This window comes from Selenomonas ruminantium subsp. lactilytica TAM6421 (genome assembly GCF_000284095.1).
In the GTDB taxonomy this organism is placed as follows: domain Bacteria; phylum Bacillota; class Negativicutes; order Selenomonadales; family Selenomonadaceae; genus Selenomonas_A; species Selenomonas_A lactilytica.
The window spans coordinates 1,775,975-1,791,257 of record NC_017068.1 but is presented as its reverse complement, the minus strand read 5'-3'; the positions used below and the strand labels follow the sequence as shown (position 1 = coordinate 1,791,257).

The following is a 15,283-nucleotide window of genomic DNA, read 5'->3' as shown; positions in this document are numbered from 1 at the left end:
GGGCGTGAAGGTTATAGAGACAGAGATAGAGGGTGTACGGATAATCGAGACGGATGTCTTCGGAGATCATCGTGGTTTTTTTACGGAAACATATAATAAGCCAAAGTATGAGGCATTAGGCATTACTAATGATTTTGTGCAGGACAATATGAGTTTTTCTGCGCAGAAGGGGACTTTGCGGGGACTTCACTGGCAAAATCCGCCTTATGCACAGGCTAAGCTGGTGTCCTGTTCGAAAGGCAGGGTTATTGATGTGGCTGTAGATATTCGCAAGGGGAGTCCTACCTTTGGCAAATGGGTTTCGGTGGAACTGAGCGCAGAGAATCATCGGCAGTTCCTCATCCCCAGAGGTTTTGCCCATGGCTTCTTGACTTTGACCGATGACGTAGAGTTCCGCTATAAATGCGACAACGTATATAACAAGGCTTCAGAAGGTGGCATGCGTTACGATGCTCCAGAGGTAAATGTGGATTGGGGGACTTTGCTGGCGGGGATAGAGCCGGTCCTCAGTGAAAAAGATACAACTGGTCCGACTTTGGAGAATAGTGATAATCAATTTGTATACGGAGTGAATTGTTAAATGAAAATCGTTGTAACTGGTGGGGCCGGGTTTATTGGTTCTAATTTTGTTTATTATGAATTGGCAAAGCATCCTGAGGATGAAATTATCTGCCTTGATGCGCTGACCTATGCGGGGAATATGGAAACATTGGCGGAGGCCGAGAAGAATCCGCAGTTCCGTTTTGTCAAGGCTGATATTGCCGATCGTGTCGCCATATATAAATTGTTTGAAACCGAAAAGCCGGATGTTATCGTGAATTTTGCGGCAGAGTCCCATGTAGATCGTTCCATCGAGAATCCGGAAATTTTCCTGCAGACGAATGTAATCGGTACGAGCGTTCTCTTGGATGCCTGCCGGAAATATGGCATCCAGCGTTACCATCAGGTTTCGACAGATGAAGTTTATGGCGATTTGCCGTTGGATCGTCCGGATCTTTTCTTTACGGAATCAACGCCGCTGCATACCTCCAGTCCGTATTCTTCTTCGAAGGCTGGGGCGGATTTGCTGGTTCAGGCTTATCATCGCACCTATAAGATTCCTGTTACGATTTCCCGTTGCTCGAATAATTATGGCCCCTATCATTTTCCGGAGAAGCTGATTCCGTTGATGATCATCAATGCATTGGCGGATAAGAAACTGCCGGTTTATGGTGATGGCCTGAATGTACGGGATTGGCTCTATGTTGAAGATCATTGTGCAGCCATTGACCTGATTGTCCGCAAGGGCAGAGTCGGTGAGGTCTATAACATTGGCGGACATAATGAACGGGCTAACATCGATGTGGTAAAGACCATTTTGCACGAGTTGGGCAAAAGCGAAGACCTCATTGAACATGTCACGGATCGCAAGGGCCATGACCGCCGCTATGCAATCGATCCGACGAAAATTCACGAGGAACTTGGATGGCTGCCGGCCACTAAGTTTGAGGACGGCATCAAAAAGACCGTGCAATGGTATCTGGAGCATCGTGAGTGGTGGGAACATATCATCAACGGTGAATACCAGAATTATTACCAAGAGATGTATTCCGCTAAGGATGTTTTGGAATATTCGAAGGTATGACTCTCTCCTGCTGCTGCTGAAACATGGAGTAGCCGGGATTGTTTTGTAATGACTATATCTGAAAAGGGGTATATAGATGGAAAATATAGCATCAGAGCAAGTTAAGAAATCTCCGCTGAATATTGCGGTAGCTGGTACAGGGTATGTGGGGCTGTCCATTGCGACTTTGCTGGCTCAGCATAATCATGTTACGGCTATTGATATTATTGAATCCAAGGTGGAGAAAATCAACAAGCGGATTTCGCCGATTCAGGATGACTATATCGAAAAGTATTTGGCGGAGAAGGATCTGGATCTGACCTGTGTTCTGAATGACCAGACCATGAGCGAATCCAATCCGGCCTGGAAGGTCTACCAGCAGGCAGATTTTGTGGTTATTGCTGCACCGACCAATTACGATGCCAAGAAGAATTATTTTGACACCACGGCGGTAGAATCCGTTATTGAACTGGTAGAAGCGGCGAATAAGGGAACCGGGCATATGCCCTGGATGGTTATCAAGTCCACCATCCCTGTGGGTTACACGGCCAAGGTTCGCAAGAAATACAATAACGACCATATTATCTTCAGCCCCGAATTCCTGCGGGAGTCCAAGGCTCTCTATGACAATCTTTATCCCAGCCGCATCATTGTCAGCACGGATGAATCGAATCCGGAAACGGTAGAGGCTTCCCATACTTTTGCGGCGCTGCTGCAGGAAGGGGCCATCAAGGAAGATATTCCTACCCTTTATATGGGCTTTACGGAGGCCGAGGCGGTTAAGTTGTTTGCCAATACGTATCTGGCCCTGCGTGTTTCCTATTTCAATGAGTTGGATACTTACGCCGAATCTAAGGGCCTGAGCACGGAGCATATTATTGACGGTGTCTGCCTCGACCCGCGCATTGGCACCCATTACAACAATCCGTCCTTTGGTTATGGCGGCTACTGCCTGCCGAAGGACACGAAGCAGCTGCTGGCCAACTATGCAGATGTTCCCGAGAATCTGATTGAAGCAATCGTGGAAAGTAACCGCACGCGGAAGGATTTCATCTCGGATCGTGTCCTGGAACTGGCCGGAGCCTATGGAAACTCGGATAACTATGATGAGGCTGAGGATGCACATAAAGCCACGGATTGTACGGTTGGTGTATTCCGTTTGACGATGAAGTCCAATTCCGATAACTTCCGCCAGTCTTCCATTCAGGGTGTCATGAAGCGCATCAAGGCCAAGGGCGCTACGGTAATCATCTATGAACCGACCCTTAAAGACGGGGATACCTTCTTTGGTTCGAAGATCGTCAATGATTTGGACAAGTTCAAGCAACTGAGCAAGTCTATCATCGCCAACCGCTATGACAGCTGCCTCGACGATGTGGCGGACAAGGTATACACCCGTGACATTTTCAAGCGGGATTGATTGGAGGCCGTAATATAATGGAACGTATCGAAAAACAACAGGTAAGTCTTGATGGGAAAAACATTCTCGTCACTGGTGCAGCCGGCTTTATCGGCAGCTATCTGGTTCAGCGTCTGCTCCAGGAGACAACGGGCGCGACGATTATCGGCATTGACTGCCTCACGGACTACAATCCAATCGAATTGAAGGAATGGCGTTTGGCACAGGTGGAGAAGGCGGCGAAAGATTCTGCGTCTGCCTGGAAATTCATCAAAGGCGACATTGCGGATAAGGATTTGATCGATTCCTTATTTGATGAATACAAATTTGCGGTTGTGGTCAATCTGGCGGCTCAGGCTGGTGTTCGCTACAGTATTGATCATCCTGAGACTTATATTCATAGCAACCTAATTGGTTTTTATAACTTGTTGGAGGCAGCCCGCCATGATGAGGCCATGGAGCATTTTGTCTATGCATCTTCCTCGTCGGTCTATGGCGGCAACAAGAAGATTCCTTTCAGCACGGATGATAAGGTGGATAATCCGGTTTCCCTCTATGCGGCAACCAAGAAGTCCAATGAACTCATGGCCCATTCCTATTCGAAGCTGTATAACTTCCCAACTACGGGATTGCGCTTTTTCACGGTTTACGGCCCGGCAGGCCGCACCGATATGTTCTATTTCTCGGCGACGAACAACCTCAAGGCCGGCAAGACGATCAAGATCTTCAACTACGGCAATTGCAAGCGGGATTTTACCTATATTGATGACATTGTCGAGGGCGTATACCGCGTGATGAAAGGGGCGCCCAAGAAAGAAACGGGTGAAGACGGACTGCCCATCCCGCCCTATGCTGTCTACAACATTGGCGGCGGAACCCCGGAGAACCTGCTCGACTATATCGATACCCTGCAGCATGCACTGGTCGATAACGGCGTCCTCCCGCAGGATTACGACTTTGAAGCCCACAAAGAGCTGGCACCCATGCAGCCGGGAGATGTCCCCGTAACCTACGCCGACAGCCAGGCACTGGAACGCGACTACGACTTCCGCCCGGCGATTGACATCAAGCAGGGGCTGAACAGCTTTGCTGCCTGGTACAGAGGATTTTATAATTACTGATCTTCCATAATACTAAGCCCCGGCTGCTTCTAAACCTGAAGCAGCCGGGGCTTAGTGTTATGGGGGAGGGCTGGTTGTGGAAGGCTTAAAGCTCTTTTGCTAATTCTTGGATCTGAGCTTCTGTCAGGTGGGAATATTTGATAATTTCCTCCATGGGCTTATGGTCACGCAGCATATCCATGGCTGTGCGTATCCGTTCTGAATCACGCCCTTCAGCACGTCCCTCGGCACGTCCCTCGGCACGTCCCTCGGCGCGGCCGTCATCGTGTGCTTCTTGTATTTTCATGGCGTATGTCATGTAACTCACCCTCTCTTCTTCTTTGATCTTTATTTCCTTTATGAAGCTATCGATTTCTGTAACGAACTCATCGGCGGTGGGAAAACCTTTTATGTAATCAAGGAAAGCTTTTATATCTGCTGACACATCATCCAGTTTGCCTTCGGAACATAAGAATAATTTTGTAGTACCGTCGTTTAGTTCCATAGACCTGTCTTCGAGACAGATATTGCGGAATGTATACATATGCCTAAGCCCGTCAAAAAGTTCGAAGGGGCATAGAAAGATAATGTATGATTTCTTGAGTTCTTTGTAGTCAGTACCGGCGGCCAAAGCTTCAACGTCAATCATGGATTGGTAGTACCGGGTGCGATAGGCGAGCTCTTTATCACCATAATCCCGTACTTGCATTTCGATATCGTAGATGGTATTGTCTCCCTCGACATAGACATCAAGCCGTATTCCCTTGCCTGCATAGCGGAATTTGAGAGATTTTTCATCGTCCAGATAGTCAATGTGCCTGATTTTGATGTTGAGGATCTTCTCGATAAGGCGCTTGCAGATGTTGGGATGGCGCATAACCAGTTTGAACATGTAGTCATCTGCAATGGTAAGTTCTTCCCATGGTTTGATGCAGAACCTTTTCTCAGACATAGATGTTGCCCCTTTCTTTCATTATATCAGAGAAATTACTGTGTGGTAAATAATTTGTTTTGTATATATTATATCACTTCCGGAAAGGAATGTACATTACGAATGGACATTGATAGAGCGCGATTACGAATAGCTAAGCCCCGGCTGCTTCTGAATCGAAGCGGCCGGGGCTGGCTTTTGATTAGCACGAGAGAATAATGCCGTTTTCTTTAGCAATGGAACGGACTTTTTCAACAGTCAGTTCATTGTCTTCTGCAATATCAGCTAAAACTTGCTGATCTATAGGAAGATTGCGGCGGGTGTAACGATTGAGGGTGTTGATCGTTGTTTTGAGCCGACTCTTTTCAATACCTTTTTCGATGCCTTTTTCGATGCCTTTTTCAATACCCTTGCTTTCTACAGCGTCTAGTACTTCACACATATTGCTAGGCCGTTACTGAAAACTTATAAAAAGCTATACAATTCATAAGAAAAGTTAACTTTTACGTTCCATTCCTCATTCTTTCCTCAAAAGAGGCTTTTCGCATCCGTTTTTGCCGTCCCGAAGGGCAGGCTACTTGCGTTTGATGTAATGCTCCAGAGGCTTAAATTCCCGACTAACGAATCGGTACATATCTGCATTGACTTGTTGGTGTCAGCTTGCAGATTTGGATAGTTCCATATCTCCGTAGCGTTTGAGATTCAATGCCGCTTGGAGGTCACGGTCTATCACATTGCCACAATGCGGGCAAATATAAGTCCTGTCTGACAGTTTCAGATCTTTCTTTACATAGCCGCACTCGATACAGGTCTTAGAGCTTGGATACCACCTGTCAGCTATGACAACGACAATCTTCGCCCAATGAGCTTTGTATTCTATCTGTCTGCGAAACTCGTAAAGGTTTTGCTCCTGAACCTTCTCCGACAAATTCTTGTTCTTCATCATCCCCTGCACATTCAGGTCTTCGAGGCAAATAAAACTTGGTTTTCGTCCTATTATTGTCGCCGTTGCCTGATGCACATGATTGGCTCTGATGTTCGCCAGCCTGTGGTTGATTCGTAAAAGTCGCTTTTTGCTTTTTATAAGGTTGCTTGTTTTACAGTAACTATCTCCTCTCTTGTTCATCTGATATTTACGAGATACCTGACGCTGCAACCTGCGTCTCGTTTTCTTGAGCTTTCGGACCATCTTGTCCTTGTTGATATTCCTGACCTTGGTAGCGTCAGAGACTATCGCCAAGTCCTTGATACCCAAATCAATGCCTACGCCTTCCGTGTAAGGATGACCGGGATGTTTGCCGACAAACTTCAAGCCTCTCATTGGCTTCAGCGTGCGGGAAGTCCGAATCCCTACGGAAATCCACCAGTTTTCGCCATCAAATGATATCCGTGGGCTGGTGTATTTTGCCTTGGTCGGTATTCTGCCCTTTTCGGCGAGCTTTATCCAGTTGAGCTTCTGGCGGTTCTTTTTCTTGCTGCCAGCCATATTCTCCAGTTTGACATGTGTGTCTGTGAACTGGATTTTCACGTTATCTTGGTAGAAGCGGAAATCTCCGTTCTTCCTGCTGCGGAATTTGGGGTGCCCATTCATGTCATAGACTGTCAGTTTCCTGCCTATCCGAGCATAATGTCCAATCTTCTTAGGTGAATACTTGACATAGCCTACCTGTTTCTGCTTACGGAAGAAGTTTTTATATGCTATGCACAAGTCTTTGATGGCCTGCTTTGTGACATTGTTTGATATGTCCAGCAGCCATGGCTTTTTCCCAGAATTGCGGAGAACGGTAAACTCCTTGCGAAGGTCATAATCGCTTTGGAGCTTACGGCCTTCCCGAAAATTCTCCATCTGCTTGTCCAAAGCCCAGTTATAGGCAAACCTTGAAGCACCTGCGAACTGAAACAGCTTAGTCCGCTGTTTGTTGTTAGGGAGCAGCCGTATCCTAATTGACCTTATCACCTGAATCACCACCTTTTATGTATATTATACCTTATTAGTGGCGACATTTCTGGATTTTCGCAAGATTATAATTTATTTAGTATAGTTTTATGGCTATTTATAAGTTATCTTTATCTGTTGAAAGCCTCCTGCTCGATTAGAAATTAACTGCGATGCGTTTTTGTTTGTTTAGATATCGTTCTACATAATCAGCACAGTCACGTTCTGTCATATCATGGAACCACATGCCTTCGGATTCTTTGACACCTTCTAGTAAATCTGTCCCTTTTACCATTTTTTTTGCGGTATTAAAGGAGAAGCCACGTTTGCATAGTTCCATGACTGTTGCTCGATAGGCGAATGTTACATCATTTAGGGAAAGCATATATTTAGCGGTTTTTAGTTTCATAATATTAGCTCCTCTCGAAGTTTTAAGGAAAGAATCGCTTTTTCGGTTTTTAAGGCAATTTGGAGTCCAGGTAATTTTGACTGTAGACCATCACGAAAATCCTTTTCCGTTATATGCCCTAAGGTAAGCATATTTAGCATAGCAGCGATTTTACCATCTGCTATGGGACCTATAATAGCATCATGCTTTGGCATTTCATTTTCGTAGCGAAAACCGCGCAGCCTATAGCCTAATACAATATCTTCCCATTTTGTTAGATTGGGTTTTAGAATTGTCAAATCAGTAGTGTCAAATTCGTATACCAATATTGCACCATGTTGATGAGTGCGAAAACTGGCTTGTTTAGCACGTCCTTTTGCTACTCCTTTATGTGTGGCGAGGTAGAACCCTAGACCAAAGTCGGTTTGCCAGTCTCCCATAGACAATTTTATGCCATTTTTTCTAATGTTATTTGCAGAACGAAGGTCTGTACCATGATAAAGAAACATATGATGCTGCACTCCTATCTGCTTTCAATTATATCATTAATTTCTTAGACGATTCAAGCTATAAATTGGCGGCGGAACCCCAGAGAACCTGCTCGACTATATCGATACTCTGCAGCATGCACTGGTCAATAACGGCGTCCTTTCGCAGGATTACGACTTTGAGGCACATAAAGAGCTGGCTCCCATGCAGCCAGGAGATGTCCCCGTGACCTACGCCGACAGCCAGGCACTGGAACGCGACTACGACTTCCGCCCGGTGGTTGATATCCAGCAGGGGCTGAACAGCTTTGCTGCCTGGTACAAAGAATTTTATAATTGCTGATTTCTATAATAGCTAAGCCCCGGCTGCTTCTGAATCGAAGCGGCCGGGGCTGGTTAGTGTATTGGGGGAGGGCTGGTTGTGGAAGGCTTAAAGCTCTTTTGCTAATTCTTGGATCTGAGCTTCTGTCAGGTGGGAATATTTGATAATTTCCTCCATGGGCTTATGGTCACGCAGCATATCCATGGCTGTGCGTATCCGTTCTGAATCACGCCCTTCAGCACGCCCTTCAACACGTCCCTCGGCACGTCCCTCGGCGCGTCCCTCGGCGCGGCCGTCATCGTGTGCTTCTTGTATTTTCATGGCGTATGTCATGTAACTCACCCTCTCTTCTTCTTTGATCTTTATTTCCTTTATGAAGCTATCGATTTCTGTAACGAACTCATCGGCGGTGGGAAAACCTTTTATGTAATCAAGGAAAGCCTTTATATCTGCTGACACATCATCCAGTTTGCCTTCGGAACATAAGAATAATTTTGTAGTACCGTCGTTTAGTTCCATAGACCTGTCTTCAAGACAGATATTGCGGAATGTATACATATGTCTAAGCCCGTCAAAAAGTTCGAAGGGGCATAGAAAGATAATGTATGATTTCTTGAGTTCTTTGTAGTCAGTACCGGCGGCCAAAGCTTCAACGTCAATCATGGATTGGTAGTACCGGGTGCGATAGGCGAGCTCTTTATCACCATAATCCCGTACTTGCATTTCGATATCGTAGATGGTATTGTCTCCCTCGACATAGACATCAAGCCGTATTCCCTTGCCTGCATAGCGGAATTTGAGAGATTTTTCATCGTCCAGATAGTCAATATGCTTGATTTTGATGTTGAGAATCTTCTCAATAAGGCGCTTGCAGATGTTGGGATGGTGCATAACCAGTTTGAACATGTAGTCATCTGCAATGGTAAGTTCTTCCCAGGGTTTGATGCTGAACCTTTTCTCAGACATAGATATTGCTCCTTTCTCTCATTATATCAGAGAAATTACTGTGTGGTAAATAATTTGTTTTGTATATATTATATCACTTCCGGAAAGGAATGTACATTATGAATGGACATTGATAGAGCGCGATTACGACTTCCGCCCGGCTATCGATATCCAGCAGGGGCTGAACAGCTTTGCTGCCTGGTACAAAGAATTTTATAATTGCTGACATATAATAATAGCTAAGCCCCAGCTGCTTCTGAATCGAAGCAGCCGGGGCTGGTTAGTGTATTGGGGGAGGGCTGGTTGTGGAAGGCTTAAAGCTCTTTTGCTAATCATGTCGAAGGGGAATTTTCATTGGAAGTCTTTTACGAAATTTATTCTAAAAAAGACTTTACAACTTTGCAACTCTATGCTAATATACATTTCAGAGAACAGAATACTTATGGCAATGGAGCCGTGTGGACAGTTACCTCGCAAGAGGTGTGTTTGCATGGCTTTTTCGTATTGATTTGAAAGGGTGGTATTACGTGGAAAATTTACTGTATGTGATTCCGGCGAATTCTAAGAAAGAGGAAGTCATCGAGCAGCTCAAGGCTCATCCGGAAATCAAATTTGTTTCCCTCGTGGGCGTGGATATGGCTGGTAACGATACGGACGAAAAGATTCCGGTCCGCATCTTCATCAAAGATATCGATGATTTCTATGCCGGCACTGCTGTACAGACGGACGGTTCTTCCGTTGTGCTGACGGGTATCGCCACCCTGAACAACGCTAAAGTTGATATGCCTATCGATCCTTCCGTAAACTGGTTCGTGGATTACAATATGGAATTCTATGATGAAGAGACGGGCAAGCCGGTTGGTACCCTGCGCATTCCGTCCTTCCTCGTACATGAAGGCAAACGCGTCGACTCCCGTGCCGTATTGGCTGATACGCTGAACTACGTCAAGGAAGAACTGCTGGATACCTTCAAGAAGCATCCGCAGATTTCCGGTCTCGAAAGCGTCAACGGCAATGATGTAGTTGACATCCAGTTCACCTCCGCAACGGAATTGGAATTCTGGGTGAAGACGCCGCTGGAAGAAGCAGCTATCGAAGAGATGTCCGCTTCTCAGGTCATGCAGGAACAGTATTGGGAACGCACCCATGGCGCTGTGCGCACGGCTATGGAAAACTGCCTGCTGGAGCTCGATAAATACGGCCTCAAAGTAGAAATGGGCCATAAGGAAGTTGGCGGCCTCAAGGCTCAGATCGATGGCAGCGGCAACATGACCCATGTCTGCGAACAGCTGGAAGTTGACTGGCGCTTTGCCGATGCCCTGCAGGCTGCAGACAATGAGATCCTCGTCCGCATGGTGGTCAAGGAAACCTTCCGTTCCATCGGCCTCGAAGTAAGCTTCAAGGCTAAGCCGATGATCGGTCTGGCTGGCAATGGTGAACATACCCATATCGGCATGGCTGCTGTAACGAAAGATGGCAAGGTTCATAACCTGTTCACGGCTGATGACCAGCGCAAGGACTTCATGAGCGCTATCGGTTATGGTTCCCTGATGGGCATGCTCAAGAACTACGAAGCCATCAATCCGTTTGTATCCGCTACGAATGACTCCCTGAACCGTCTGAAACCCGGTTTCGAAGCTCCGGTATGTATCGTAACTTCCCTGGGCCAGACGCCGGAAATCCCGTCTCGTAACCGTACGATCCTGGCTGGCCTGATCCGTGACCTGGGCAACCCGTATGCAACCCGTTTCGAGCTGCGTGCCTGCAACCCGTACACGAATACCTATCTGGTGCTGGCTGCTATCTACTCTGCATGCCTCGATGGCATCAAAGTGGCTGTTGAGCACACGACGGCAGAACTTCTCACCGAGCTTTCCAAGGAAGCTGGCGAAGAAGGCTTCTATCTTGAAAAGAACCGCGCATATCGCAGTGAAGACGATGTATTCGAAGATTACACCGATGAAGAACGCGATCGTCTCTTCGGTGCACCGCCGGCAACGGTTTGGGAAAACATGCAGAACTTCGAGAACTATGCCGACAAGAAGGCCGTCATCACCGCTGGCGGTGCTCTCAATGACACCATCATCGATGCATTCCGCGCTGGCGCTCTGCTGCGCTGGAAGACGGAGCTCATCTCCCGCATCATTCCGGAAAACCGCGATATCGTCCGCGCTGCCAAGGAAATCAAGGCTGAGTATGTAACGGATCTGGATTCCTACAACTGGAACAAGATCAACGGCATCCGCGCATATCTGGCCAAGGACAGCATTGATGAGAAGTCCCTGTTCACGCTGCTCATCAACGCCCTGAACGAAGGCGACTACGCTGCTGCATCCGGCCTGCAGGTTGAGATGTACGATAAAGTAGAGGAACTCAAGGCTCTCTATGACAGCTATGTCAAGAACATGATCTAAGCATAGATTTTTCAAGAAGGGATAAATCTTTTCCGGATTTATCCCTTTTTTGTTGTGTACTACTCCAATACGGTTGACAGGAAAGGGGCGGGCGGGGTACAATAATACAGTTACTTAATATATGATTTGCAAAGGGGCGTTTAACATGGCAGATAAAAAGGTCATGCTGACCGAAGATGGTTATAATAAACTCGTAGAAAAACTCAATTACTTGAAAAGCGTACGTCGTATCGAGATTGCAGAGCGTCTGAAAGCCGCTATTGCCTTGGGCGACTTGTCCGAGAACTCCGAGTACGATGATGCGAAAAACGAGCAGGCATTCCTCGAAGGTGAGATTGCCGATCTGGAAGCCAAGATCCGCAACTCTGATATCATCAAGGCCGGCAGCGGCGACGTGGTGCAGATGGGTTCCAAAGTTTCCGTCGTAGATCTGGAATTTGCTGAAGACGGCCCGGAAACCTTCATGATCGTTGGTTCCACCGAAGCTGATCCGGATGAAGGCAAGATTTCCAACGAATCCCCGCTGGGCCAGGCACTGCTGGGCCAGAAACGCGGCACTATCGTTGATGTACACGCTCCGGCTGGTGTGATCAAATACGAAATCAAGGATATTTTAAAGTAAGCTAATATAGATAGGAGAATTTGCGTAAATGGCAGAAAATAAGCAGAATCAGCAGGCTCCTGTGGAAGACCTGAATGAGATGATGAAGGTTCGCCGTGACAAGATGGAAGCCTTCAAGGAAATGGGCGTGGCTCCCTTTGGCCATCGCTTTGATGTGACGGCATATGCGGCAGATATCAAGAAGGAATACGACCATCTGGAAGGGGACGAAGAAGGCCCCGAAGTATTCATCGCCGGCCGCCTCATGGCTATCCGCGGCCATGGCAAGGCTTCCTTCTGCACGCTGAATGACCGCACGGGCAACATTCAGGTGTACTTCAAGATTGACGTATTGGGCGAGGAGAAGTACAAAGGCCAGTTCCGCCGTCTTGATATCGGTGATATCATCGGCATCCGCGGCGTGGTGTTCAAGACGCACCGCGGCGAGGTTACGGTGCGTGTAGAGGACTTCGACCTGCTGTCCAAATCCCTGCGTCCGCTGCCGGAAAAATTCCATGGCCTGCAGGACGTGGATATCCGCTATCGTCAGCGCTATCTCGACCTCATCGTGAATCAGGATGTGCGTGAGACCTTCCGCCGTCGCACGAAGACTATCAATTCCATCCGTGAATATCTGGATGAGCGCGGCTATCTGGAAGTGGAGACCCCGGTGCTGTCCACCATCGCCGGTGGCGCTGCAGCCCGTCCGTTCATCACCCACCACAACACGCTGGACATTGACCTGTACCTGCGTATCGCTACGGAACTGAACCTCAAGCGTCTGATCGTAGGCGGCCTTGACCGCGTTTATGAAATCGGCCGCATCTTCCGCAACGAGGGCATGGACGTGCGCCATAACCCGGAATTCACCTCCATCGAGTTCTATCAGGCTTTCGCTGATTACACGGATATGATGGATTTGACGGAAGGCATCGTGGTTAACGCTGCCCAGAAGGTACTGGGTACCTCCGTCATCAACTATCAGGGTGTGGAAATCGACCTGTCCAAGGTCAAGCGCATCAGCATGAACGATGCCGTCAAGGAAGCAACGGGCAAGGACTTCATGGCCTGCGAAACGGTGGAAGAAGCCCGCAAGCTGGCTGATGAAATCGGTGTTCCCTACGAGGAACGTCATGGCATCGGCGGCATCCTGAATCAGGCCTTCGAAGAAAAAGTCGAAGAGACCCTGATGCAGCCGACCTTCATCACGGGGCATCCTACGGAAATCTCCCCGTTGGCTAAGCGCAATGCTGAAGATCCACGCATTACCGATCGCTTCGAGTTCTTCATCTATGGCCGTGAATTGGCTAATGGCTTCACCGAGCTCAACGACCCCATCGACCAGAAGGGCCGCTTCGAGGATCAGCTCAAGCAGCGTGAAGCTGGCGATGATGAAGCCCATGGCATGGACGAAGACTTCGTCATGGCTCTGGAATACGGCCTGCCGCCAACGGGCGGTGTAGGCATCGGCATCGACCGTCTCGTCATGTTCCTGACGGATGCTGCTTCCATTCGCGACGTACTGCTGTTCCCGACCATGAAGCCGCTGGCTGAACAAAACTAAATGAAACCAGGAAGTCATGAGTTTGCTGGACGAGCAGACTCATGGCTTTTTTTGATAATTTTATGAAAATAAATTTCAGCTATGGTAAAATTCATAAAAATAGGTTATAATAGCTCGTGTGAGTTATTTCACTATAGCTAATTCCATAGGAAGGAACAGGTGCAAGCCGGCGCACATCCGGCTGCTGAAAAGAGAAGCTGGTATAGGCCAGCGCGGTCCCGCCACTGTAAGGGGAGCGAATCTGCATAGTTAAGTCACTGGGGGCATAAGCCTTTGGGAAGGCGCAGAGGAGCGATGAACCGAGCCAGGAGAACTGCCTGTTTGACAATCACCGTAGCAGCTATTGGGATGCTGCTGAACCTGCGAGCGATAGGAAGGGGATTTCGTCGATTGATGATGAGAGCATCTTTTTGCGCTGCAGCGAGGAAAGGTGCTTTTTCTTGTGGAATGGATTTTAGGGAGGTTTTTTTATGAAGAATTGGCAGAAAATGTTGGCAGCGGCTATCGCCTGTGGGGCAGCTTTCTCTGCAAGCTATGTGCCGGCAGAGGCAGCTTATCAGCTGAATGAGGAAGTCAAGGCTCCGACCAAGGCTTTGAAGCAGGCTGCAGAAATTGGCGTGCTCAAGAATGAGAATCCGGCAATGGCTAACCTTGCCAACAAGGATGCTATTGTGGTTATGACCTTTGGTACGACTTTCAAAGATACCCGGGAAAAGACCATCGACGCTACGGTAAAGGAAATCCAGGCTAAGCATCCGAACACGAAGGTAGTTACGGCGTATACCTCCCATATCATCATCAACCGCGTGAAGAAGAACGAGGGCATCACCTATCCGACGCCGGAAGAAGCTCTGGATCAGCTGAAAAAAGAAGGCTACACCCGCGTAGCTCTGGCATCCCTGGATGTAATTCCGGGCATGGAATACAATTATGATATCGGCGTATATCATAACTACAAGGATCAGTTCAAGAAGATGACGCTGGGTACGTCCCTGATGTATTGGCAGGGCCAGGAAGAACAGGCTGATGATGTGACGGAGACCATCAAGGCACTGTCCACCCAGTTCCCGAAACAGGGCAAGGATGATGCCATCCTGATCATGGCTCATGGCACGCCGCAGGTTTCCAATGCTTATTATTCCGTGATCCAGGCCAAGATTGACGAGATGGGCCTCAAGAATGTCTATGTTTACACAGTAGAGGGCTGGCCGAATCTGGAGACGGTTATGCCGAAACTCAAGAAGAACGGCATCAAGCATGTAACGCTCATGCCCATGATGATGGTAGCTGGCGACCATGCCAACAACGATATGGCTGGTGCGGAAGAAGATTCCCATAAGTCCATCCTGGAAAAAGCCGGCTACAAGGTTGATGCCTATATCCATGGCATCGGCGAAAACAAGGCAATCCGTGACCTCTATGTGAAACGGGCTGAAGATGCCTGGAACGCATTAGAAAAATAAGATTTAATCATATTCATCCACATGACACACTAAAGCCGTCTGTTTTCCCTGTCAGAAAGGGACAGACGGCTTCCTCAATATTTGACAGGGAATAGTCAGCATAGTATGATAGGCTAAGACAACTTATTT

General features: G+C 47.7%; 15 protein-coding genes and 1 riboswitch. Of the genes, 9 read left to right on the top strand and 6 right to left on the bottom strand.

Annotated features, from left to right (window positions below; genetic code table 11):
* Positions 1-4: 4 nt before the first annotated feature.
* From rfbC to SELR_RS08705, 4 genes are all read left to right on the top strand, one after another.
* On the top strand, positions 5-580 hold the full coding sequence (gene rfbC, locus SELR_RS08720) for a dTDP-4-dehydrorhamnose 3,5-epimerase (protein WP_014424860.1): 576 nt from the start codon (positions 5-7) through the stop codon (positions 578-580).
* Positions 581-1,624, top strand: a complete 1,044-nt coding sequence (gene rfbB, locus SELR_RS08715; RefSeq protein WP_014424859.1) for a dTDP-glucose 4,6-dehydratase — start codon at positions 581-583, stop codon at positions 1,622-1,624.
* A 76-nt stretch (positions 1,625-1,700) separates the two neighbouring features.
* A complete protein-coding gene (locus SELR_RS08710; protein ID WP_014424858.1) occupies positions 1,701-3,023 on the top strand; it encodes a nucleotide sugar dehydrogenase in 1,323 nt (440 codons plus the stop codon).
* Between the two features lie 17 nt (positions 3,024-3,040).
* The gene (locus SELR_RS08705; protein ID WP_014424857.1) at positions 3,041-4,123 is read left to right on the top strand and encodes an NAD-dependent epimerase/dehydratase family protein; all 1,083 of its coding nucleotides are present in this window, start codon (positions 3,041-3,043) and stop codon (positions 4,121-4,123) included.
* An 85-nt stretch (positions 4,124-4,208) separates the two neighbouring features.
* Here the strand turns inward: SELR_RS08705 and SELR_RS08700 are convergent, their stop codons facing one another.
* The 5 genes from SELR_RS08700 to SELR_RS08680 form a co-directional block, all read right to left on the bottom strand.
* On the bottom strand, positions 4,209-5,054 hold the full coding sequence (locus SELR_RS08700) for an Rpn family recombination-promoting nuclease/putative transposase (protein ID WP_014424856.1): 846 nt from the start codon (positions 5,052-5,054) through the stop codon (positions 4,209-4,211).
* Positions 5,055-5,235: 181 nt separating this feature from the next.
* Positions 5,236-5,475: a hypothetical protein gene (locus tag SELR_RS08695; protein WP_014424855.1), complete on the bottom strand. Its 240-nt coding sequence runs from the start codon at positions 5,473-5,475 to the stop codon at positions 5,236-5,238.
* Positions 5,476-5,688: 213 nt separating this feature from the next.
* Positions 5,689-6,990 (bottom strand): RNA-guided endonuclease InsQ/TnpB family protein, encoded by a 1,302-nt coding sequence (locus SELR_RS08690; RefSeq protein WP_014424854.1) that lies wholly within the window; start codon positions 6,988-6,990, stop codon positions 5,689-5,691.
* A 136-nt stretch (positions 6,991-7,126) separates the two neighbouring features.
* On the bottom strand, positions 7,127-7,378 hold the full coding sequence (locus SELR_RS08685) for a hypothetical protein (protein WP_014424853.1): 252 nt from the start codon (positions 7,376-7,378) through the stop codon (positions 7,127-7,129).
* Positions 7,375-7,866, bottom strand: a complete 492-nt coding sequence (locus SELR_RS08680) for a DUF3990 domain-containing protein (protein ID WP_014424852.1) — start codon at positions 7,864-7,866, stop codon at positions 7,375-7,377. The genes SELR_RS08685 and SELR_RS08680 overlap by 4 nt, the downstream gene beginning before the upstream one ends.
* 184 nt (positions 7,867-8,050) lie before the next feature.
* Here SELR_RS08680 and SELR_RS19125 point away from each other — a divergent pair, with 184 nt between their 5' ends.
* Positions 8,051-8,188: a hypothetical protein gene (locus SELR_RS19125; protein ID WP_197537151.1), complete on the top strand. Its 138-nt coding sequence runs from the start codon at positions 8,051-8,053 to the stop codon at positions 8,186-8,188.
* An 87-nt stretch (positions 8,189-8,275) separates the two neighbouring features.
* Here the strand turns inward: SELR_RS19125 and SELR_RS08675 are convergent, their stop codons facing one another.
* The gene (locus SELR_RS08675; protein WP_014424850.1) at positions 8,276-9,133 is read right to left on the bottom strand and encodes an Rpn family recombination-promoting nuclease/putative transposase; all 858 of its coding nucleotides are present in this window, start codon (positions 9,131-9,133) and stop codon (positions 8,276-8,278) included.
* Positions 9,134-9,639: 506 nt separating this feature from the next.
* On the opposite strand from SELR_RS08675, the gene SELR_RS08670 reads away from it, so the two are divergent.
* The 4 genes from SELR_RS08670 to SELR_RS08655 all read left to right on the top strand — a co-directional run bounded on the left by SELR_RS08670 (position 9,640) and on the right by SELR_RS08655 (position 15,154).
* Complete coding sequence (locus SELR_RS08670; RefSeq protein WP_014424849.1) at positions 9,640-11,526, top strand: type I glutamate--ammonia ligase; 1,887 nt, start codon at positions 9,640-9,642, stop codon at positions 11,524-11,526.
* A 145-nt stretch (positions 11,527-11,671) separates the two neighbouring features.
* Positions 11,672-12,148 (top strand): transcription elongation factor GreA, encoded by a 477-nt coding sequence (greA, locus tag SELR_RS08665; protein ID WP_014424848.1) that lies wholly within the window; start codon positions 11,672-11,674, stop codon positions 12,146-12,148.
* Positions 12,149-12,176: 28 nt separating this feature from the next.
* Entirely contained in the window at positions 12,177-13,691 is a 1,515-nt protein-coding gene (gene lysS / locus SELR_RS08660) for a lysine--tRNA ligase (RefSeq protein ID WP_014424847.1), read from the top strand.
* 140 nt (positions 13,692-13,831) lie between these two features.
* A riboswitch (cobalamin riboswitch) is annotated at positions 13,832-14,026 on the top strand.
* A 135-nt stretch (positions 14,027-14,161) separates the two neighbouring features.
* Entirely contained in the window at positions 14,162-15,154 is a 993-nt protein-coding gene (locus SELR_RS08655; protein WP_014424846.1) for a sirohydrochlorin cobaltochelatase, read from the top strand.
* The last annotated feature ends 129 nt before the right edge of the window (positions 15,155-15,283 follow it).